General features: G+C 67.2%; 19 protein-coding genes and 1 pseudogene. 10 read left to right on the top strand and 10 right to left on the bottom strand.

All coding sequences use genetic code 11. The features are described 5' to 3' along the window. Nucleotides 1–31: 31 nt before the first annotated feature. Entirely contained in the window at nt 32–700 is a 669-nt protein-coding gene (locus K309_RS0125745) for a GntR family transcriptional regulator (RefSeq protein ID WP_029049072.1), read from the bottom strand. Nucleotides 701–994: 294 nt separating this feature from the next. Between K309_RS0125745 and K309_RS0125740 the strand changes: the two genes are divergently transcribed. The 5 genes from K309_RS0125740 to K309_RS0125720 are packed head-to-tail and all read left to right on the top strand — an operon-like array spanning nt 995 to nt 7257. Continuing rightward, nucleotides 995–2281, top strand: coding sequence for an MFS transporter (locus K309_RS0125740; protein ID WP_029049071.1), 1287 nt, complete (start codon nt 995–997; stop codon nt 2279–2281). A gap of 4 nt (nt 2282–2285) precedes the next feature. Next, nucleotides 2286–3041, top strand: a complete 756-nt coding sequence (locus K309_RS0125735; RefSeq protein WP_029049070.1) for a LamB/YcsF family protein — start codon at nt 2286–2288, stop codon at nt 3039–3041. A 34-nt stretch (nt 3042–3075) separates the two neighbouring features. After that, the gene (locus tag K309_RS0125730) at nt 3076–3888 is read left to right on the top strand and encodes a putative hydro-lyase (protein WP_029049069.1); all 813 of its coding nucleotides are present in this window, start codon (nt 3076–3078) and stop codon (nt 3886–3888) included. 28 nt (nt 3889–3916) lie between these two features. Then, entirely contained in the window at nt 3917–5521 is a 1605-nt protein-coding gene (gene pxpB, locus K309_RS0125725; protein WP_029049068.1) for a 5-oxoprolinase subunit PxpB, read from the top strand. A 5-nt stretch (nt 5522–5526) separates the two neighbouring features. Beyond that, the gene (locus K309_RS0125720) at nt 5527–7257 is read left to right on the top strand and encodes an acetyl/propionyl/methylcrotonyl-CoA carboxylase subunit alpha (protein WP_029049067.1); all 1731 of its coding nucleotides are present in this window, start codon (nt 5527–5529) and stop codon (nt 7255–7257) included. Nucleotides 7258–7482: 225 nt separating this feature from the next. Here K309_RS0125720 and K309_RS0125715 read toward each other — a convergent pair. Both K309_RS0125715 and K309_RS0125710 read right to left on the bottom strand, forming a co-directional pair. Continuing rightward, nucleotides 7483–8070: pseudogene (locus tag K309_RS0125715) on the bottom strand (aconitate hydratase AcnA); the annotation flags it as partial. Nucleotides 8071–8235: 165 nt separating this feature from the next. Next, on the bottom strand, nt 8236–9849 hold the full coding sequence (locus K309_RS0125710; RefSeq protein WP_035878390.1) for an alkaline phosphatase D family protein: 1614 nt from the start codon (nt 9847–9849) through the stop codon (nt 8236–8238). Nucleotides 9850–10211: 362 nt separating this feature from the next. On the opposite strand from K309_RS0125710, the gene K309_RS37440 reads away from it, so the two are divergent. After that, nucleotides 10212–10739 carry a cysteine peptidase family C39 domain-containing protein gene (locus K309_RS37440; RefSeq protein ID WP_051320601.1) on the top strand — a complete coding sequence of 176 codons (528 nt, stop codon included), beginning with the start codon at nt 10212–10214 and terminating at the stop codon, nt 10737–10739. A 353-nt stretch (nt 10740–11092) separates the two neighbouring features. Here the strand turns inward: K309_RS37440 and K309_RS41945 are convergent, their stop codons facing one another. Then, on the bottom strand, nt 11093–11242 hold the full coding sequence (locus K309_RS41945) for a hypothetical protein (RefSeq protein ID WP_156914451.1): 150 nt from the start codon (nt 11240–11242) through the stop codon (nt 11093–11095). Between the two features lie 212 nt (nt 11243–11454). On the opposite strand from K309_RS41945, the gene K309_RS0125695 reads away from it, so the two are divergent. The 3 genes from K309_RS0125695 to K309_RS0125685 all read left to right on the top strand — a co-directional run bounded on the left by K309_RS0125695 (nt 11455) and on the right by K309_RS0125685 (nt 14883). Beyond that, entirely contained in the window at nt 11455–12726 is a 1272-nt protein-coding gene (locus K309_RS0125695; RefSeq protein ID WP_029049064.1) for a hypothetical protein, read from the top strand. Between the two features lie 243 nt (nt 12727–12969). Beyond that, on the top strand, nt 12970–14010 hold the full coding sequence (locus K309_RS0125690) for an AraC family transcriptional regulator (protein ID WP_029049063.1): 1041 nt from the start codon (nt 12970–12972) through the stop codon (nt 14008–14010). A 111-nt stretch (nt 14011–14121) separates the two neighbouring features. Beyond that, the gene (locus K309_RS0125685) at nt 14122–14883 is read left to right on the top strand and encodes a GntR family transcriptional regulator (RefSeq protein ID WP_029049062.1); all 762 of its coding nucleotides are present in this window, start codon (nt 14122–14124) and stop codon (nt 14881–14883) included. A 449-nt stretch (nt 14884–15332) separates the two neighbouring features. Here the strand turns inward: K309_RS0125685 and pcaDC are convergent, their stop codons facing one another. From pcaDC to pcaH, 4 genes are all read right to left on the bottom strand, one after another. Then, nucleotides 15333–16523, bottom strand: a complete 1191-nt coding sequence (gene pcaDC / locus K309_RS0125680; protein ID WP_029049061.1) for a bifunctional 3-oxoadipate enol-lactonase/4-carboxymuconolactone decarboxylase PcaDC — start codon at nt 16521–16523, stop codon at nt 15333–15335. 37 nt (nt 16524–16560) lie between these two features. Next, entirely contained in the window at nt 16561–17949 is a 1389-nt protein-coding gene (locus K309_RS0125675) for a 3-carboxy-cis,cis-muconate cycloisomerase (protein WP_084402546.1), read from the bottom strand. A gap of 62 nt (nt 17950–18011) precedes the next feature. Continuing rightward, the gene (pcaG, locus tag K309_RS0125670) at nt 18012–18581 is read right to left on the bottom strand and encodes a protocatechuate 3,4-dioxygenase subunit alpha (RefSeq protein WP_029049059.1); all 570 of its coding nucleotides are present in this window, start codon (nt 18579–18581) and stop codon (nt 18012–18014) included. A gap of 4 nt (nt 18582–18585) precedes the next feature. Then, nucleotides 18586–19287 carry a protocatechuate 3,4-dioxygenase subunit beta gene (gene pcaH / locus K309_RS0125665; protein WP_029049058.1) on the bottom strand — a complete coding sequence of 234 codons (702 nt, stop codon included), beginning with the start codon at nt 19285–19287 and terminating at the stop codon, nt 18586–18588. A gap of 97 nt (nt 19288–19384) precedes the next feature. Between pcaH and K309_RS0125660 the strand changes: the two genes are divergently transcribed. Beyond that, nucleotides 19385–20356 (top strand): LysR substrate-binding domain-containing protein, encoded by a 972-nt coding sequence (locus K309_RS0125660; protein WP_029049057.1) that lies wholly within the window; start codon nt 19385–19387, stop codon nt 20354–20356. A gap of 552 nt (nt 20357–20908) precedes the next feature. On the opposite strand, the gene K309_RS0125645 is transcribed toward K309_RS0125660, so the two are convergent. Both K309_RS0125645 and K309_RS43120 read right to left on the bottom strand, forming a co-directional pair. Further along, the gene (locus K309_RS0125645; RefSeq protein ID WP_010814619.1) at nt 20909–21610 is read right to left on the bottom strand and encodes a succinate dehydrogenase iron-sulfur subunit; all 702 of its coding nucleotides are present in this window, start codon (nt 21608–21610) and stop codon (nt 20909–20911) included. Between the two features lie 34 nt (nt 21611–21644). Next, nucleotides 21645–21762, bottom strand: a 118-nt coding sequence (locus K309_RS43120; protein ID WP_232232487.1) for a hypothetical protein, incomplete at its 5' end; no start/stop codon positions are given.

The raw sequence follows: 21762 nt of genomic DNA, 5'->3' as shown, positions 1-21762 counted from the left end.
GGAGAGGGCAAAAAGGGGACCGCAGCTCGCATCAGCGCCCCTTGAACACCGGATGCCGCGCGCACACCGACAGCACGATGCGCTCGGACTGCGTCAGGTAATCGTTCAGCGCCACTGCGCATTCGGCCAGCTTGCCCGCCTCGAACAGTTCCAGGATGTGCTGGTTCATCTCGACGTAAGGGCCGTGCAGGAATTCGGGGTCATGCAGCATGCCGAACGCCAGGCGCAGTTCGGCGAGCAGATGGGAGAACATCACGTTCAGGCGCTCGCTGTCGGCCAGCTCCACGATCGCCATGTGGAATTCCATATTGGCAGTGCCAGCGCCCTGCCAGTCGCCGTTGTCGCGGCAGCGCAGCCCCATTTCCACCGCTTCGCGCAGGTGCTTGCGGGCCGGATGGCTGGGGTAGGCCTGGGCAATCGCCTGGCATTCGATCAGCCGGCGCACCCGATAGATGTCGATGATCGACGCAATGCTGGGAATCGCCACCGACACGCCCCGGTTGGGCTCGTGCTTGAGCAGGCCTTCCTTGGTCAGCACGCGGAAGGTCTCGCGCAGGGTGTTGCGGGAAATCTGCAGGCTTTCGCTCAGCGCCGCTTCCGACAGGCGCTGTCCCGGCTCGAACTCGCCATGCACGATGCGCTGGCGGATCTGTTCCGTGACTCGTTCTGCCAAATTCTTCACGTCAGGTGTGGAGGACATGGTGGATGGATCGCTCATTCCGGTGAAGCCCGTGACCGGATGTTAACGCACTTTGTTCAACAATAAGCACAGGATTGGTGCGGACGACGGGCTGCAACGGTGCCTTAGGTGTATACCATGATCGATCAACACCAAAGATTGTTCAACAATATGTGTACGGTGGTTGAGTGATACGTGCCGATAGGTCAACATGGCATGCGATTTGCTAAACAACGCCGATGAAAACGAACATCGTCGTGAGTCAGTGCGACGAGCTTTTTCCCACGCTTTGTCCTTGTCCTAGTGAGCGCAACCATGTGGCTTAAAGAAACTACCGGAGCAGAGCGCAAGACGCTCTTTGCCGCCTTCGTCGGCTATGGCGTCGATGCCTTCGACTACATGATCTACACCTTCATGATCCCCACGTTCATCCTCGTGTGGGGCATGACCAAGGCCGAAGCGGGCTATATCGCGACCGGCGCGCTGATCAGCTCGGCCGTCGGCGGCTGGCTGGCCGGCATCCTGGCCGACAAGTACGGCCGCGTGCGGATCCTGCAGCTGACCGTGCTCTGGTTCAGCTTCTTCACCTTCCTGAGCGGGTTCACCAACTCGCCCGAGCAATTGTTCGTCACCCGCATGCTGCAAGGCCTGGGCTTCGGCGGCGAATGGTCGGTCGGCTCGGTGCTGATCGCCGAGATGATCCGCGCCCGCCACCGCGGCAAGGCCGTTGGACTGGTGCAAAGCAGCTGGGCGGTTGGCTGGGGACTTTCGGCGATCGCGTTCTGGGCGGTCTATGCCGCGTTCGAGCAGCAATACGCATGGCGAGTGCTGTTCTGGATCGGCGTGCTGCCGGCGGTCTTTATCCTCTACATCCGCCGCAATATCTCGGAACCCGAGGTGTATCAGGAAACCAAGGCCAAGCTGGCCCGCACCGGGCAAAGCAATAACTTCATGCTGATCTTCAAGCCTGGCGTGCTGCGCACCACGGTGCTGGCCAGCCTGCTCGCGACTGGCATGCAGGGTGCCTACTATTCGGTGACGACCTGGCTGCCGACCTATCTCAAGATGGAGCGCAACCTGTCCGTGCTCAATACCAGCGGCTATCTGATGGTGCTGATCGCAGGCTCGTTCGCCGGCTATCTGACCAGCGCCTGGCTGTCCGATCGCCTGGGACGCCGGCGCTGCTTCATGCTGTTCGCAGTGAGCGCAGCCATCCTCGTGACCTGCTATACGCAGCTGCCGATCACCGACTCGGCGATGCTGCTGCTTGGCTTCCCCTTGGGATTCTTCCTGTCTGGCATCTTTTCGGGCATGGGAGCTTACCTGACGGAGCTATATCCGAGCCATATCCGTGGCTCCGGACAAGGCTTTTCCTACAACTTCGGGCGCGCGGTCGGCTCGGTGTTCCCGGCCATGATCGGGCACATGAGCGCATCGATGTCGCTGGGCGTGGCCATCGGCTATCTTGCCGCGGGCGCCTATGGGTTGGTCGTTATCGCGTGCCTGCTGTTGCCGGAAACACAGGGACGCGAACTACTCGGGGAGACCGAGGCTGGCACGGAAGGACCGGCTGGCGCAGCAACATCGCGGACGGCAGCCTGACGCCATGCATATCGATCTCAACAGCGACCTCGGCGAGAGCTTCGGCGCCTGGAGCATGGGCAACGATGCCGCCATGCTGGATATCGTCAGCAGCGCCAACGTGGCCTGCGGCTTTCACGCCGGCGATCCGGCAGGCATCCTGCAGACGCTGAAGGCCGCGGCGGAGCGCGGCGTTGCCGTGGGCGCGCACGTTTCGTATCCCGACCTGCAGGGCTTCGGCCGACGCAACATGGACGTGGCCAGCGCCGACCTGGTGGCCGACGTGATCTACCAGATCAGCGCACTGTCGGGCATGGCCGCCACGGTTGGCACCACGGTGCGCTATGTCAAGCCGCACGGCGCGCTCTACAACACCATCGCCAGCGACGAGCGCCAGGCGCGCGACGTGATCGCCGCCATCCGCGCGGTGAATCCGGAGCTGGCGCTGGTGGCGCTGGCGGGCTCGCCGCTGGTGGGCTGGGCGCGCGAGGCCGGCCTGCGCGTGATCGCCGAAGCGTTCGCCGACCGCGCCTACACGCCGCAGGGCACGCTGGTGTCCCGCCGCGAGAAGGGCTCGGTCCTGCACGACGCCACCGACGTGGCGCAGCGCATGCTGCGCCTGGTGCGCGAAGGCACGGTGCTCGCCATCGACGGCAGCGTGGCGCGCGTGGAGGCGCAATCGATCTGCGTGCATGGCGACAGCGACGGCGCGCTCGAGATGGCACGCGCCGTGCGCGCCGCGCTGGAGCGCGACGGCATCACGGTTCGCGCCTTCGCCTGAGCCGTCGGGCCCTGAACACACTGGAGAAACACACATGCAAGCATCCGCACTGGAACGCGCCCGCATCGCCGCGGTGAATGCCGCCCGCGAAGCGCGCGCGAGCTATCGCGCCGGTACCGTGCAGCCGACCGCCGGCATTGCGCCGGGCATGACGCAGGCCAATATGATCGCCTTGCCGCGCGACTGGGCCTGGGATTTCCTGCTGTACGCGCAGCGCAATCCCAAGGCCTGTCCGGTGCTCGACGTGATCGAGGCGGGTGCGCACCAGACCCTGCTGGCCGAAGGCGCGGACGTGCGCACCGACATCCCGCTGTACCGCGTCTGGCGCGACGGCAAGCTGGCGGACGAGGTGGCCGATGCCACGCCGCTGTGGGCCGAGCATCCGGACCTGGTCACCTTCCTGATCGGCTGCAGCTTCACCTTCGAGACGCCGCTGCAGGAGGCCGGCATCGAGGTGCGCCATATCGCCGACGGCTCCAACGTGCCGATGTACCGCACCAGCCGCCAGTGCCGTCCCGCCGGCCGCCTGCATGGCGAGCTGGTGGTGTCGATGCGGCCCATCCCCGCGCACCGCGTTGCCGATGCCGTTTCCATCAGCGGGCGTTTTCCCTCGGTGCACGGCGCGCCGGTCCACGTGGGCGATCCGGCCGCGCTGGGCATCGCCGACATCGGCAAGCCGGACTTCGGCGACGCCGTGCGCATCGAGCCGGGCGAGGTCCCCGTGTTCTGGGCCTGCGGCGTGACGCCCCAGGCGGCCGTGATGGCGTCCGGCGTGCCGTTCGCCGTGACCCACGCACCGGGCCATATGTTCATCACCGACGTGCCGGACAGCACGTACCACGTCTGAGACCGCCGGGTCCTTTGCGGAGCTAGTCTTGCGTTTCCTGCCCGTCACCTCGAATGCCCTGCTGGTAGAGCTGGCCGACCTCGGCCAGACACTGGCCCTGCTGGCCTCGCTGCAGCGCGATCCGCTGCATGGCGTGGCCGAGCTGGTGCCCGCCGCGCGCACCATCCTCGTTCACTTCCGCCCGTCGGCGACCAGCGCCGCCGCGCTGGTGCGGGCCATCGCCGCGCGCGACCTGTCGCAGCGCGTCGAGCGCAGCGACATCCTGGTCGAGATCCCCGTGCACTATGACGGCGAGGACCTGGCCGAGGTCGCCGGGCTGCTCGGCATCACGCCGGAGGAAGTCGTGCGCCGCCACACCGGCAGCGAATATACCGTGGCCTTTACCGGGTTTGCCCCGGGCTTTGCCTACCTGAGCGGCGGCCATCCCAGCTTCGATGTGCCGCGCCGCAGTACGCCGCGCACGCGCATTCCCGCCGGCGCCGTCGGCCTGGCCGGCACCTTCAGCGGCGTGTATCCGCAGGCCAGCCCCGGCGGCTGGCAGATCATCGGCGTGACGCCGGTGGCGATGTGGGACCTGGAGCGCGATCAGCCCGCGCTGTTGCAGCCTGGATATCGCGTGCGCTTTGTCGATATCGCGCGGCTCAATGGCGTGGCGCATCCCACCGGCGCCATTGCTGCCGTCGCGCCGCAGCGCGCGGCAAAGCCGGCGGACCAGGCGCCTGCTTCCGCGTCGTTGAACGTAAAGGGCACTGGCCTGCAGACCCTGTTCCAGGACCTGGGCCGGCACGGCCAGGCGGGGCAGGGCGTGTCCGCCTCGGGCGCGATGGACCAGGCCGCGCTGAAGGCCGCCAACCGGCTGGTGGGCAACGGCAGCGATGCCGCGGCGCTCGAGACCATCGGCGGCGGCCTGCAGCTGCAGAGCATGGGCGAAAGCGTGCTGGCCGTCACCGGCGCCGACGCACCGCTGACCGTGCGCACCGCCGATGGCCGGCAATGGGACGTCCCGAACCACCAGGCCGTGGCGCTGGCCGATGGCGACACGATTGCCATCGGCCAGCCGCTGGCCGGCGCGCGCTGCTACGTGGCCGCGCGCGGCGGGTTCGCGGTGGCGCCGGTGCTGGGCAGCTGCGCCACCGACACGCTGGCCAGGGTCGGCCCCGCGCCGCTGGCGGCAGGCGATGTGATCGACCTGCGGCAGGCTCCGGCCGGTGCCATCGTCGGCGCACCCGAGATGCCCGCCGAGAACCTGCCCACGGTGGAGCAGGAGGTCGTGCTGGACGTGGTGCTCGGGCCCCGCACCGACTGGTTTACCGCCGAATCCGTGGAACGGCTGGGCGCGCAGCGCTGGCAGGTCACGCCCCAATCCAACCGCGTGGGCCTGCGCCTGGCCGGCGAAGTGCCGCTGGAGCGCGCCATTGCCGGCGAGCTGCCCAGCGAAGGCACCGCGCTCGGCGCGCTGCAGGTCCCGCCGAGCGGCCAGCCCGTATTGTTCCTGGCCGACCATCCGCTGACCGGCGGCTATCCCGTGATCGGTGCCGTGGCGCCTTATCACCTCGACCGCGCCGGGCAGATCCCGGTCGGCGCCTGGCTGCGCTTCAATCCCGTCGGCGCCTTCGAAGAACTGCAACCGTAATTGCCATGAAGAAAGTCCTGATTGCCAACCGTGGCGAGATCGCCGTTCGTATCATCCGCGCCTGCGCCGACTATGGCGTGGCCTCCGTCGCCGTCTATGCCAACGCCGATATCGACGCGATCCACGCGCGCCTGGCCGACGAAGCCTACGGCCTCGACGGCGACCGCCCGGCGGACACCTACCTGAACATCCCCAAGCTGCTCCAGATCGCCCGGCGCAGCGGCGCCGACGCCGTGCACCCGGGCTATGGCTTCCTGTCGGAAAGCGAAGCCTTCGCCCGCGCGGTGATCGATGCCGGCCTGACCTGGATCGGCCCGTCGCCGGAAACGATCGCGCGGCTGGGCGACAAGGTGGAAGCCCGCAAGATCGCGCTGCAAGTGGGCGCGCCGCTGGTAGCCGGCACGCCCGATCCGGTGTCTGACGCCAACGAGGTGCTGGCCTTTGCCGAGCGCCACGGCCTGCCCATCATCATCAAGGCGGCGTTCGGCGGCGGTGGCCGCGGCATGAAGATTGCCTGGCGCATGGATGAAGTCGAAGAGCTGTACGCGTCCGCCGTGCGCGAGGCGGTCACCGCATTCGGCCGTGGCGAATGCTTCGTCGAGCAGTTTCTCGACAAGCCGCGCCATATCGAAGCCCAGGTGCTGGCCGACAAGCATGGCAACGTGGTGGTGCTCGGCACGCGCGACTGCTCGCTGCAGCGGCGCAACCAGAAGCTGGTGGAAGAGGCCCCCGCGCCGTTCCTGAGCGACGAACAGCGCGCCCGTATCCACGCCGCCGCGCGCGACATCTGCGCCGCCGCCGGCTACACCAGCGCCGGCACCGTCGAGTTCCTGCTCAGCGCCGGCGGCGCGATCTCGTTCCTGGAGGTCAACACCCGCCTGCAGGTCGAGCACCCGGTGACCGAGCAGACCACCGGCGTCGACCTGGTGGTCGAGCAGTTGCGCGTGGCCGACGGCCTGCCGCTGTCGATCACCGAAACGCCGGCGCCGCTGGGCCATTCGATCGAATTCCGCATCAACGCCGAAGACGTCGGCCGCGGCTTCCTGCCGACGCCCGGCCCGGTGCAGCGCTTCGAAGCCCCGTCGGGCCCGGGCGTGCGCGTCGATTCGGGCGTGCAGACGGGGTCGGTAGTGCCCGGCACCTTCGACTCGCTGATGGCCAAGCTGATCGTGACCGGTGCCACGCGCGAGCAGGCGCTGGCGCGCGCGCGCCGCGCGCTGCGCGAGTTCCGGATCGAAGGCGTGGCCTCGGTGCTGCCGTTCCACCGCGCCGTGATCGATCATGCCGATTTCCTGGGCTCCGACGGCTTCAAGGTCCATACGCGCTGGATCGAGTCCGACTTCACCGAGCCGCTGGCCGCCGCCGTGCGCGCCGAGCCGCAGCCGGATGGCAGCCTGCTGCGCACCGCGATCGAGATCGACGGCCGCCGCATGGTGCTGGGCCTGCCGGCGCAACTGCTGCGCGGCCTGGCCGAAGCACCGGGGCAGGGCGGTGCCGCTGCTCCGGCGCCGGCCGCGACGACCAACGCCGCCGACCTGCCTTCGCCGATCGCCGGCACCGTGCAGGCCTGGAAGGTCAACGCGGGGGACGAGGTTAAGGAGGGCGACCTGATCGCCGTGATGGAGGCGATGAAGATGGAGATGCAGGTCCACGCCCATCGCAGCGGCCGTGTCACGTGGCAGGCCGAAACGGGCGTGTTCCTGGCCGCGGGGGCGCGGCTGGCCAGCGTAGAGTGAGCGCGGCCGGGCGCCGGCCTGTTCGTCGGCGCCGCCCATCTTGCGCAGTCCCTTGAACACGAACGGTGCTGCCAGCGCGGCTTCGGCCCGCGCCGGCAGCGCCGCCGGGCCGGGGTGCGACACGAACACCAGAGGGTCGCCCAGGGTCATCTGCATCGCGCGGCAGGACTCCTGGCATTCGGGATAGCTCGCAATGGCGCATCGCGGGCGGCGGCACGGCAAGCGTCAGCCGGCCGGCTGCGACAGCGTCCGGTGCAGGATCAGCGGGATGACGCCGCCACGCCGCAGCAGTTCCACTTCAAGCTGCGTTTCCACTACTGCGGTAGCGTCGATCTCGTCGATCGCGCCGTCGGCGCGCACGACGCGGACCGCAATATGGCAGCGCGGCGCGATGGCCTGCGCGGGCGCCTCCACGTGGATCTTGTCTCCTGGCTTGATGTCGAGGGTGCGCGGGCCGGTGCCGCGCGGCAGCCGGACCGGCAAGATGCCCATGCCGATCAGGTTGGAGCGGTGGATGCGCTCGAAGCTCGGCGCGATGACCGCGCGGATGCCGAGCAGCCGCTGGCCCTTGGCGGCCCAGTCGCGCGACGAGCCGGTGCCGTAGCGTTCGCCGGCGACCAGCACCACCGGATCGCCGGCGGCGCGGTAGCGCTCGGCGACTTCGAAGATCGGCTGGACTTCGTTGCTGGGCACGTGCAGCGTGTGGCCCACCGGCGCGGCGGGATGCAGCAGGTTGGCCAGCGTCTTGTTGTAGAACGCGGCGCGCATCATCACTTCCCAATTGCCGCGGCGCGAGGCGAACACGTTCAGGTCGCTGGGCGACGACATCACCACCGACCATATCTCCGGCCAGCGCGATTCCGAAGGACAGCTTCATCGCCGACTTCCTGGCATTCCCTGAAAGTGCCTGATCATTCTCCTGGGCCCAGCGCCACGCGCCGGCAACTTGCGCCGGGCGCTGCGCAGTCAGCCGGCAAGCTAGCCGCCTGTGGCCCGCTGCACGCCCGGCCTCCGGTCCTCCACCACGAACGCCGCCTGCGTGCCGACCGGGCTGTCCGCGCGCGTCACGTCTTCCACGGCGCGCAGCGTGGCGGCCCAGCGCGCGGGCGTGGCCTCGACCACGGTGTAGCCGCGCCGGTCCGGCCGGGCATGCACGATATGCGGATTCTGGGCCATGATGTTCTCGACACTCTGCATGCTGCTGCCCGAGGCCGAGGCGATGGAGGTCGTGCAGAACTCGCTGGCGATCACGCGGGATGACGGGTCGCTGAAGTCGGCGAGTACGTTGCAGGCGTAGTGCTGGTGGATATCGCCCCCGATGAACACGCTATTGCGCGGCGCCGCCGCCGCGATGCTGTCGAGCAGGCGCTGGCGCGCGGCGGGATAGCCGTCCCAGGTGTCGCTGTGGAAGGCTTCCTCCGGCGGCGCCTTGTAGTTGCGCCGCGAGAAGATGGTCTGCTGCGCGATCGCGCTCCAGCGCGTCTGGTCGCGCTGGTCCTGCGTCAGCCCCTGCGCCAGCCATCGTTCCTGCGCGCTGCCCAGCATGGTGCGGCGCGAGTCGTAGAGCGCGCTGCATGTTTCGGGGGACACAGCGCCTTTGCGTGGCTGCCCGGGCTCGCGGCAGGGCTGGATATCGCGATACTGGCGGTCGTCCAGCACATGGAAATCGACCAGCCGGCCCCAGCGGTGGCGTGTGTGGATGCGCAGTGCATCGGGCGTGCCAAGGCCCGCCGCGCCGTGAACCAGCGTGCTCGCGCGGATCGGCATGTTTTCGTAGAACGCCTGGTAGCCGGCCGTGCGCCGGGCGAGGAACGCTGCCGCGGGCTCGCTGCCCGCGAGCGCCGCGTAGTCGTTCTGGACTTCATGGTCGTCCCAGGTGACCAGCCACGGGCACGCCGCGTGCATGGCCCGCAGCAGCGGGTCGCTCTTGTACAGCGCGTAGCGGTCGCGGAAGTCCTGCAGGCTGGTCGCGGTGGGCAGGCTGTGCGTGCGCGGCAGGTGCGCACGCGCGTTGGCGGGCACCGCGGTTTCGTAGATGTAGTCGCCCAGGAACACCACCAGATCCAGGTCTTCCTGCCGCATCCGCCGGTAGGCGGCGTAATAGCCTTGTTCCCAGCGCTGGCAAGAGGCAAAGGCAAAGCGTACGCGCGGGGCCAGCGTGTCGGCAGCCGGCGCGGTGCGGGTGCGGGAAGGGGCGGTAACTGCGTCGCCGTGCATGAACCGGTAGAAGTACCAGCGATCGGGGCGCAGCCCGTCGACTTCCACATGGACGGAATGGCCCAGTTCGGGCAGCGCCTGCGCATGGCCGCGGCGAACGATGCGGCGGAATGCTTCATCTTCGGCGACTTCCCACTGGACGGTCAGCCGCCCCTGCAACGGCGTGGTGCCATGGGCATCGGCCTGCGGTGTACCCGGGATGGCGCCGTCGAACAGCCGCGTCCACAGCACGAATCCGTCCGGCGTCGGGGCACCGCTTGCCACGCCCAGCGCGAACAGGTCGCGCTGGCGCAGCGTGGCGGAGATGGCCCAGCGCGGCAACTGTGTGGCAAGTGCGGCAGAGGCTGCCAGCGTCAGGAATGTTCTTCGTTGCATGGCGGTTCCGTACAGTCAGGAGGGACGATTGCAGCTCGGCTCGAAGCATCCGATGCTCGCGTCCCAGCCAGTGTTTCAATGCCGAATCAGCCCGCATTCCCCCGTTTGAACGATGGGAGCGGGTGCCCTCGTGCACTACGCTTCGACGAAATATCACACCACTGAATCCGGGGGGAATCATGGGTGAGTCGAACCCGTGCGGGCAATACGAGCCTGCTGATCTTTCATTGTGCGAGTTGCCTGAGCCAGACACAGTTGGAACACCGAGGCCAAAGCCGACGGAAGAGCGGCCCAAACCGCCACAGGCCGCACCACGCAAGATAACACCCATCGAGCAGCCCGGAACTCCAGACCTGGACGCCATGGCAGACCACCGGGAGCAGCATGCCGGCACGCGCGGTTCGACGGCCGCGGATGATCCGCTGCTGGGCTGCCTGTTATTGCTTAACCGGGCGCGGCAGCAGGCAATACCGCCTGCCGTCCTGCTGAAAGGGCTGCCACTGGAAGGGCAGCCCCTCACATTGCCGCTCCTGAGCGATGCGGTGGAGCGCGCCGGCTGGTCGGCCCGGCTCGTGGAGCTGGATCTTGACGATATCCCTGACAGCGTGCTTCCGGCGATCCTGCTGCTGGACAGGCGCAGGCCGTGCGTATTGCTGGAGTGCCGCGAGTACGGAAGTTTTCTGGTCGCGCTCCCCGGATGGGGCGGCGGGATCCAGGAGGTGAGCCGGGAAGAGCTGCTGGCCGCGTACAGCCGGTACGCCATCGTCGTGCAGCCTGCTCCTCAGGCGGAAATCCAGGCAGACATGGGGCGGGTGCAGCCTGGCCGGTCGGCAGATGCGCGTAACGCATTCGCACCGATACTCGAGTCTTTGCCTCGTCCAGCCTGGTAAAGCTGGCCTCGCCTGCATTCCCGGCGCCCCCAATGTTGCACCAGGCGATACATTGGCCGGGAATGTTTTGCGCTATATCGGCATCCCGTTCCTGCTTCCCTCCGATTTCTGCACGCCAGTGCAGAAGCCGCTCGTCGTGCTGTTTCATCTCTTCCACGCCCTGCATAAACCAGGGCCAAGTGAAATTCAATCCAGTGTGAGCGGAAGGAGCGCCGTGTCGGCGGGTACGCATAGGCGCCGGGAACCCGCGCTCGACCTGTCCCAGGGATCGTGATTTTCTGTCGCGGCCCACCTGTCGACCACGACGTTTCATTTTCAAAACATGCTTTTGGTGGAGTTTTTCCGGCGCTTTTTCATTTGCTGTATTGCTGCAGTATTTCCCCGCTGTCGAGGGGTATCGAATATCGATGCATGCGTGCGCCGCGCTCTCTGAAATAAATCCGAGCCGCCTGCATGGCCTTGTCCGGCAAGGCTTTGCGGGCAGCCGCACCATTCGTGTCCATGCCTCTTCGTCATGCCGCTTCCGTACGAGTCGGCCTGATGAATTCGCCGCGTATCTCGTCCATCTGACCGTTCCAAGGGCCTCACCAGGCCGATTTGCCGCTCGTCCATAGGACCGATTTTCCATTCCAATTCCGCCAACTAGATTGATCTCGCTGGCGCTTGAAAAAGCTACGGAAGCAATTGCTTAAACATCGGGAAAACGGGGGCATCCATGAAACACATCCACATGAGGCTGGCGGCCGTGCCGCTCGCTTGTCTGATCGCCATGGTCGCGGCTTGCGGGGGAGGCGGCGGCGATTCGGCGCCTGCAAGCACCGCCGCTGCGGCAGCGGATACGGGAACGTCTACGCCGGCGCCCGCGCCGGCTTCGCCAAGCAGCGCCATGCTGTCGGGTACCACCGACCCGGGGCCGGATGTCGGCAAGGACGGTGACTTCTACCTCAATACGGCGACCTGGATGTTGTTCGGGCCCAAGGCAAACGGTGTGTGGCCCGCCGGGGTTTCGATTGCCGGGCCTGCGAGCGGAACCGGCGCGCAGGGCGACACCGGGTCTGGCGGCAACACAGGACTGTCCGGTAACACCATCCTGTCGGGTTCGGTCGACCCGACCGATGGTGTTGGCAACGATGGCGATTACTACATCAACACGTCGACCTCGACGCTGTTCGGGCCCAAGGCGGATGGCACCTGGCCGCCGGGCGTGCCGCTGGGCGGCGGAAGCGGATCGGGCGGTGGCACCGTACTGACCGGCGCGGGCGCTCCGGACAACAGCGTCGGCAACAACGGTGACTACTACCTCGATACCAACACCTGGACGCTATATGGGCCCAAGGCCAATGACCAGTGGCCGGCGGGTGTCCCGCTGACTGGCCAGTCGGGCGGCGGCGGATCCGACGGCACGGGTGGCAGTGGTGGCAGTGGTACCGACGGTGGCACGGTCGGCAACGGCGGCCACCTCCTGTACGGCAGCGGCGCGCCGAACGACAGCATTGGCGTCGATGGCGACTTCTATTTCGATACCTCGACGTCGACGCTTTACGGACCCAAGCAGGACGGCAAGTGGCCGACTACGGGCGTGACCATGACGACAGCCACGGTCTACAACGGCAACTTCAACGTGCCGGCCACGCTCAGCCGCGGCCACTATGCGATGACTGGCTCGGGCGGCGCCGTGCCCTTGCCGTCGGACTTCGGCGTCGTGATTCCCTACGACTGCAGCAGCGTCACGCTCACTGCCGGCACGCTGGGCAAGGTGCAGGGCTCGCTCGACATCAGCCTGTACAAGGTCACCGGATCCGGCACATCCGTGACCCTGGCACCGGTCGATGACCTGAGCTGCAAGATCACCAACGGGCTGCAAAGCTGCAGCCGGACGGTGCCGTCTGGAACCATCAACCACAGCGACAAGCTGCAGGTCCAGGTGGATAACAACCAGGCCACGGACTGGGGAGGCCTTACCGTCAACGTCGCCTGCGCGAAGTAGGCCCGTTGGAGCGGAGCGCGCCCATGCCAAGGGGGGGCGGGCGTGCGTTGGAACGGCGGCCGGACATAGCGTCCCGCCGCTGTTTTTTTTCGTCTGGATTACTCATGAGGCGCCTTGTCATCAGGCTTTGCGGCCGAGCCAATGGTCGGCTTGTGCGCGGTAGCAGGCGCCGCGGGTTTCTCCCGCTTGACAGTACATGACAGGCTTTTATCATTCTGTGTCACTGTTTCACTGAGGTCTGCAATGTCGTCTCTTGTCCGCGCCGCGGCCCTCACCAACTACAGCGAGGTTGCCCTGGCCGCCGGACTGGATCCGGTGCGGATGCTGCTTGATGCGGGCTTGAGTCCCAGCGTCCTGCGCGAGCCGGACTTCATGATTCCAGGGGAGCGCGTCGGACGGCTGCTGCAAGCGTCCGCCACCATGTCGGGCAACGAAAGCTTCGGCCTGTGCATGGCCGAATCGCGGCTGTTGTCCAACCTCGGGCCGGTAGGGTTGCTGATCCGCGACCAGGCGACCCTGCGTGACTCGCTGTGCGTCCTGATGCGCTATCAGACCCTGCTCAACAGTGCGCTCTCGCTGGCGGTCGAAGAATGCGACGGGCTGGCGATCATTCGCGAGGCGGTCATCGCCGGCAACGCCCACCAGCCCACGCGCCAAAGGGCGGAGCTCGCACTCGGCGTCATCGTGCGATTGATCCGGCAGCTGCTGAGGCCGGACTGGGAACCGCGACGCGTCTGCTTCGAACATCCCGCGCCACGCGACCTCAGTACACACCAGCGGTTTTTCGGCGCTTGCATCGAGTTCGACCATGAATTCAACTGCATCATCTGCACGAAGGCCGATCTCGATGCCCGCAATCCCGCTGCGGATCCCGCCATGGCGCGTTACGCGCAACAGTTGGTAGACGCTTCCGCCATTGCCCGGCAAGTGACCATGCTGGAGGACGTGCGGCGCATCATCCCGTTGCTGCTGCCCAGCGGGCGCTGCACCATCGAGCAGGTGGCGGACCATCTCGGCGTGGTGTGCCGCACGGTCCAGCGGCGGCTGGCGGAAGAGGGGCAAAGCTTTTCCTCGATCGTCAATGGCATTCGCACGGAACTTGCCGCGCGCCATGTCATCGAGAGCGATCGTCCATTGACCGAGGTGGCGACCTTGCTCGGTTTCTCCGCGCCAAGCGGATTCTCGCGCTGGTATCACGTGCAGTTTGGCTGCAGCCCGAAGGAAAGCAGGGCGGCGCGGGGCACAATGCGCCGGCGCGCAGGCCATCCGCAAGCCAACGCATAGCACTTCACGACGCCATGCCAGATGCGACGTTCTGGTTGCCGCCGAGGGCTGGGTGGACTTAGTATTGTCGACAAAAACCTAACCAACGAGCGGAACCAAGGATCACCACGCATGGGTCGACTCAAGACCACCAACACACCAGACCTGCAATCGCTGCTGGCGCTGCAAACACCGCAAAACCCGGTCATGCTTGCCGTCGAGCACGCGCTCAAGCATGGCCGCGACTGGTCGGCATCAGTCGCGGACCAGATTGCGGTGCGGCTGGCGGGCCTGATCACCGTCGATGCGATCCACGCGGGCCAACGCCTGCTTGAGAATGACATCTGCGAAGTGTTGGAGGTCAGCCGCGCGCCGGTGCGCGAAGCTTTGCGCATTCTGGAGCGGGAGCGCCTGGTCGAGTTTCGCGCGCGGCGCGGGGCCATTGTCACCGAGCCCAATGCCCAGGATCTGCGCGATATCTACGTCGTTCGGGATGCGCTGTTTGCAATCCTGCTCAGGCAGCTGGTGCAAGAGCGTGCGGACGCGCTGGATGCCTGGTTCGAGAAGTTCATGCCGCAGTTCGGCAAGGCCGTCGAGGAATCGGTGGACGCCTATATCAGCGTCACCTTTGTGGCGAATATGGCCATGGCAGACCTGTCGAGCAACCGGCTGGTCGGAGAGTTGCTGAATTCCATCTCGCTGCGGGTGCTGCGCTACGTGCGGCTCGGGCTCGCATGCCATCCCGGCTCGCTGGAGAATTCCCTGAAGACCTGGCGAGCCCTGCAGCGTGCCGTTTCCAAGCGAGACATCGATGCGGTCTTGCAGACGGCGCACAAGCGCATCGCAAATTCGCGTGAAGCGGCCATTCGCGCCCTGGGAAGCCACCAGCGCTAGCGCGCCATCAATTGCGCCATCATTTCCGCCAGCGAGCGGGAATGTGTTGGCGTTCCCGGCCCCTGGAGAAGTGCACTAAGCTAGAGAACAAGACCTTTCGATGGGGCGCCAATGCAACTCCACCTCTTGTTCTCACGCCTCGGCAAAGGCCGTGCCCTGGCCCAGTGCGCGGTCATCGCCTTTCTCTCAGCCGGCCTGGCGGGATGCGAAGGCGTTCCGCGGGATACCAGGGGGACACCGCCACCGCCGCGCGAGCCTATCGCGGCTGGTGACGAGGTGTATCCGGCGCCAACGTCGGTACGAGATACGCGGCCTTCGACTCGCGCGCCGTAGACGCCTGCCGCGGATCAGCGTTGCCTGGCACGCGCACGATGCTGCACCGGTGGCCAGCGCGGAGCAGGACAGGGATCCGCTGGCCAGCGCTGTCCGGCATATCCGGCAGTGCCCGCTCAGGCTTGCGTCCCACGGTTCGCCTCATCCATTGCCGCGAATACCTCCTCGGCCATATGGAAGGCCGAGTTGGCCGCCGGCACGCCGCAGTAGATGGCGGTCTGCAGCAGCACTTCCTTGATCTCGTCGCGGGTCACGCCATTGTTGGCGGCGGCGCGCAGATGCAGCTTCAGTTCGTCCGAGCGGTTCAGCGCCACCATCATGGCAATGGTCAGCAGGCTGCGCGTGTGCCGCGGCAGCCCTTCACGGGTCCAGATTTCTCCCCAGGCATAGCGTGTGATCAGGTTCTGGAATTCCTCGTTGAGCGGTGTCAGGCGCGCCAGCGACCGGTCGACGTGAGCGCTGCCTAGCACCGCACGGCGCACCGACAGACCGGCCTCGTAGCGCGCCGCGTCATCGGTGACGGGCAGGCGGCCCAGGATGAAGTCGAGCAGCGCCGCGGTAAAGCGGCCGGGTTGCTCGAAGCTGGAGATATGCGCGGCCGGCAGCTCGACGAAACGCGCATCCGGCATCGCGGCGGCCAGGTCGCGGCCTTCCTGCGCCGTCGTGGACGGGTCGTTGCTGCCCGCGATGACCAGCACCGGCACGGTAATGGTGCGCACGGCCTCGCGGAAATCCGCATCGCGCACCGCGGCGCAGCTGGCGGCATAGCCGCGCGGGTCGAGTGCCGCCAGCACCGCGCGCAGTGGATCCAGCGCGCGCTCCGCGGTGGCGGCAAAGGCAGGGGTGAACCAGCGCTGGATGGAGGGCGCCACCATCACGCCCATGCCATCGCGCAGCACGCTGTCGATGCGGGTGTTCCAGCCGTCGGCATTGCCTATCTTCGCCGCGGTATTGGCCAGCACTATCTTCGGGAAGCGTTGTGGCGCATGCACGCCCAGCCACATGCCGGTCAGTCCGCCCATCGACACGCCGCAGAAGGCGGCCTGTTCGATGCCCAGCGCATCAAGGATGGCCAGCACGTCGCTGCCTAGCTGCTCCATGGTGTAGGCATCGCCGGGCGCGGTCGAGCGTCCGTGGCCGCGCGTGTCATAGCGCACCACGCGAAAGCGCCCGGCCAGGGCGTCGGCCTGCGGCTGCCACATGGTGTGGTCGGTGCCGAGCGAATTGGAAAAGACGATGGCCGGCGCTTTGTCCGGGCCATCCACGGTATAGAAGAGCCGGGCTCCGGCGTGATCGAGATAGGGCAAGGCTGTCTCCTGGAATCCTGTCTGTGGTGGTGTGCAATCAGCGGACGCCGCGTTGTGCCAGCGCCGCGTGCCAGGCCTGCACGGCGGCATCGGTGAACGCCGCGGACTGGCCGGAATAGTTGGCGGGGTCGGCCAGGCGGTCGAGCGCGGCATCGTCGAGCAGCCCCGCATGGGCGGGATTCTCATCGAGCGTCTGTGCCAGCGCCTCGCGCAGGGTGATGCCGTGCGTCACCGCGCGGCGCGACGCCTGCTCGACCACGTGGTGCGCTTCCAGTCGTCCGATGCGGCCGCCGAGTTCCAGCATGGCGGCCTCGCCAAGGATCAGCCCGTGCGTGAGGCCGAGGTTGGCGCGCATGCGCGCGGTGTCCACCTGCAGGCCGGCGGCCACCTCGCCCATCTGGCGCAGCGCTCCCGCGGCGAGCGTGACGATCTGCGGCAGCGTGTCCCATTCCGCCTGCCAGCCACCCAGCGCGCGCTCGTGCTCCTGCACCATGCCCGACAGCATGGTCGCGACCAGCGGCGGTACCCGCACCGCGGCGGTCAGCACGGCGGCGCATCCCACCGGGTTGCGCTTGTGCGGCATGGTGCTGGAGCCGCCGCGCCCTGGGCCGGACGGCTCGGCCACTTCCGCGACTTCGGTCTGCATCATCAGCGAGATATCGCGCGCCATCTTGCCCAGCGCGCCGGTGAGCATGCCGAGCGTGGCGGCCACCTCGACCAGCCGGTCGCGATGCGCGTGCCAGGGCAGGGCGGGCAGGTCCAGCCCCAGCTCGCACGCCAGCGCGCGGGCCACGTCGGGGGCAGCCCCGCCGAGGCTGGCCAGCGTGCCGGCCGCGCCGCCGAACTGCAGCGCGCGGGCGCGGCCCCGTGCCGCGTCCAGCCGGCCCAGGTCGCGGCGCAGCGCGTCCAGCCAGCCCGCGGCCTTCAGGCCGAAGGTGGCGGGCAAGGCATGCTGCAGCCAGGTGCGGCCGACCATCGGCGTATCGCGATGCGCTGTGGCCAGTGCGGCGCAGGCATGGCCCAGTGCGAGCAGGTCTGCTTGCAGCAGGGGTAAGGCATCGTCCAGCTGTAGCACCAGCGCGGTGTCGAGGATGTCCTGGCTGGTGGCGCCCCAGTGGACAAAGCGCGCGGCTTCGGCATCGCGCGCCGCCACGGCGGCGGTCAGCTGCTTCACGAAGGGAATGGCGAGGTTGCCGGCGGCAACGGCGGCCTGCGCCAGGGCGTCCAGGCCGATGACGGCAGGATCCGCGCAGACTTCGGAGATGACCGATGCAGCCGCCGCGGGAATGACGCCGCAGCGGGCCTCGGCACGGGCCAGCGCGGCTTCGACCGCGAGCATGCGCTGCACCGCGCCGGTATCGGAGAAGATCTCCAGCGCGGCCGTGCTGCCGAACATGGGATCGGTGAGGCGGGTCGAGCTTGGCATTTGGGGGCGTGGGAAATGCGTGCCGCCACGATATCAGCGGCGGCACGATGTTGCGAGATGCGTCAGATGTCGAAGAATACCGTTTCGGCCAGACCCTGCAGCACCACGTCCCAACGCAGCGTGCCATTGCCCTGGGCCGAAGCGACGAGCGTGCCGCGCCGCCCGGCCGGCACTTGCGCCAGCACGCTGTCGGCGGCATTGGCCTCGGCTTCGTCCGGGAAGTACAGGCGCGTGGCCACATGCTTGACCAGGCCGCGCATGAACACCGACACCATGATGTGCGGGGCCTGCGGCTTGCCGTCCGCGCCCGGCACCACGCCCGGTTTGACGGTGACAAAGCGGAAGGAGCCGTCTTCGGCGGTGGGCACGCGGCCGAAGCCGGTGAAGCCCGGCACCAGCGGCAGTTCGCGCGTGTCCTCCGGATGGCGGTAGCGGCCGGCCGGGTTGGCCTGCCAGATCTCGACCATGCCGTCGGGCACCGGGGCGCCGGTGCCGTCGGTCACGCGGCCTTCGATGACGATGCGCTGGCCGGCCAGTTCAGGGGCGTCGGCGGTGAGGTCGGCGCAGTTCAGGCCGGTCAGGCCGATGTGCAGGTAGGGGCCGACAGTCTGGGAAGCGGTGGCATACAGCATGGTCTTACTCCATCGGCGTGGCATCGCGGCCACGCAGCACGATATCGAAACGGTAGCCCAGCGCGTACTCGGGCTGCGTGGTCTCCCAGTCAAGCGTGGCGATCAGTCGCTGGCGCGCCTTCTCGTCGGGCACGCACTGGAAGATCGGGTCGAACGGCAGCAGGGGGTCGCCCGGGAAATACATCTGCGTCACCAGGCGCGTCGCATACGCGTTCCCGAACAGCGAGAAGTGGATATGCTGCGGCCGCCAGGCGTTGTGGTGGTTGCGCCAGGGGTAGGCGCCGGGCTTGATGGTCTTGAACTGGTAGCGGCCGTCGGCGTCGGTCACCGTGCGGCCTTCGCCGGAGAAATGCGGGTCCAGCGGGGCATCGTGCTGGTCGCGCTTGTGCACGTAGCGGCCGGCGGCATTGGCCTGCCAGACTTCGATCAGCGCATGCGGGACCGGGCGGCCGTTCTCGTCCAGCACGCGGCCGGTGACAAGGATCCGTTCGCCGATCGGATCGCCGCCGTTGCCGACGGTCAGGTCGTTGTCGCCCTCACGCATAAACTCGGCGCCGAAGGTCGGCCCCGTCACTTCGGACAACGTCTGCGGGATCCGTACCAGCGGCTGCGACGGCGAGCGCAACACGGTCGAGCCATAGGGATCGAAGCGGTATTCGGGCTGGGTGTCCCAGTAGGGACGGCGGTACTGGGCAAGGCTGGGCATGCTGCTTGTCTCCATGGTGTCGGGGGGTGGAATGACTTTAAGACACACTCAAATTCAAGTAAATTGAGATATTCGGAAAATTAGATGAATTTTAGATATGGAACGACAAGGACAGGGCACCCAGGACATCTTCCGCAACCGTGTGCGGCTGCGGCACCTGTCCTGCTTTGTGGCGGTGTCGCAAACGCAGCATCTCGCACGCGCCGCTGAGCGTCTCGGGCTGACCCAGCCGGCCGTTTCCAAGACACTGAGCGAACTGGAGGAACTGGCCGGCACCCGGCTGCTGGTGCGGCGGCGTGCAGGCACCGAGCTGACCACCGCGGGGACCCGCTTCCTGCAGCATGCGCTGCGCATCCTGGCCGACATCGACGCCGCCGCCGGCAGCGTCACGGGCGAGGCGGCGCAGACGCACGAGCGCATCCGCCTGGGGGCGCTGCCAAGTGTGGTGCCCGCCGTGCTCACCGATGCCGTGCTGCGGTTTCGCGCCAGCTTTCCGGAAGTCGGCCTCGACATCCGCACCGGCATGAACCGCAACCTGATCGACCAGCTCAAGGCAGACGTGCTGGACCTGGTGATCGGCCGCATGGACGACCCGGTCGCCATGGAAAGCCTGTGGTTCGAGTCGCTGGGGCCGGACTCCCTGGTGCTGGCCGTGCGTCCCGGCCATGCGCTGGCGCAGGCCTCGCGCGCGACGATGCTTGACTGCCTGGCGTGGCCGCTGGTGATTCCCGCCGTGGGCTCGATTCCCCGTCACAACACCGAAAGCCTGCTGGCGCGCCACGGACTGCGCCTGCCGGACGGCTGCGTGGAGACCTCAGACGCCTATCTGGGGCGCCTGCTTGCGGAGCAGAGCGACTGCGTCTGGGCCGCGCCGACGTCCGCCGCCCGCCGCGCGCTGGACGAAGGTGGCCTGGTGGCATTGCCGATCGATACCCTCGGCACCGAGGAGCCGGTCGGCCTGCTGCGGCACAAGGACCGCGCGCTGACGCCGATGGCGGAGGCGCTGGCGGACTGCGTCCGGGCGGCGGCGCATCGGGACGCTTCATGGCACGGCCGGCCGGCGCCGTGACGGACGATCTGTATTTTCGGACCGAATGTTCGTGTCACGCAGGAGCGCGTCAACCGGTTTGGCGAACTTTTGATTGCCGGGGTCGGTGTGTTATCGAGAGCGCCCGGCAAGCGTGAAACCTGAGCCTGGTCATCAGGCTCAGGTTCCACGGCGGATGGGCTTCGCGACTTACTCGGCAACGACATGCGCAACCTTGATGGTCTGCGCATAGCGAGCCGCCTCGTCGGCAATGACCTTCACGTAGTCCGCGCTCGATCCTCCCACGGGTTCGATACCGGCAATGCATAGTGAGAAGCGCGCCTGACTGCATGCGCGACGAGTCTATTAAATGGGAAGAATCGGCTTGAGGCGCTTTTCGAGCAGGATGGGGGCGATGCGGCGTACAAATCCGGCGCGCTGACAGGCGTCCATCGCCAGCGAGCGGGGCTTGCCGCCCCCTTCGTACACGTTGACTTTCTACCGCCCGGAAGTCTTTCCGCGGTGTGAAAAGAATTGGCGAAAGATGCCCTAGGCAGATGCGGTGGGGGGCGCACTAACCGGCGCCGTGACGCCTCACACCGCGCGGCGGACCATCAGCTCCTTGATCTTGCCGATGGCCTTGGTCGGGTTCAGACCCTTCGGGCACACGTCGACGCAGTTCATGATGCTGTGGCAGCGGAACAGGCGGTACGGGTCGTTCAGGTTGTCCAGGCGCTCATTGGTGGCCTGGTCGCGGCTGTCCGCAATGAAGCGGTAAGCCTGCAGCAGGCCGGCCGGGCCGACGAACTTGTCCGGGTTCCACCAGAACGACGGGCACGACGTCGAGCAGCTCGCGCAGAGAATGCACTCGTACAGGCCATCGAGCTCGTCGCGCTCTTCCGGCGACTGCAGGCGCTCTTTCTCGGGCGGCGGCTCGTCGTTGATCAGGAACGGCTTGATCGAGTTGTACTGCTTGAAGAAGTTCGTCATGTCGACGATCAGGTCGCGCACTACCGGCAGGCCGGGCAGCGGACGCAGCACGATGCGGTCCGGCAGCTCGCGCATGTTGGTCAGGCAGGCCAGGCCGTTCTTGCCGTTGATGTTCATCGCGTCCGAGCCGCACACGCCTTCGCGGCACGAACGGCGGAACGAGATGGTCTCGTCCAGCTTCTTCAGCTTCACCAGCGCGTCCAGCAGCATGCGCTCGTGGCCGTCGAGCTCGACCTCGTAGGTCTGCATGCGCGGCGCCGCATCCTTGTCCGGATCGTAGCGGTAGACTTCGAAAATACGCTTCATTTCTGTGGGTCCTGTTTTCTCTACGATGCGGTGCTCAGAAGGTACGGGCCTTCGGCGGCACGCTTTCAGCCGTCAGCGGCTGCATCTTCACCGGCTTGTAGTCGAGGCGGTTGCCTTCGCTGTAGAACAGCGTGTGCTTGAGCCAGTTCTCG

It is taken from the genome of Cupriavidus phytohabitans (genome assembly GCF_000426345.1).
GTDB lineage: Bacteria > Pseudomonadota > Gammaproteobacteria > Burkholderiales > Burkholderiaceae > Cupriavidus.
This window is presented reverse-complemented; position numbering and strand designations above follow the sequence as displayed.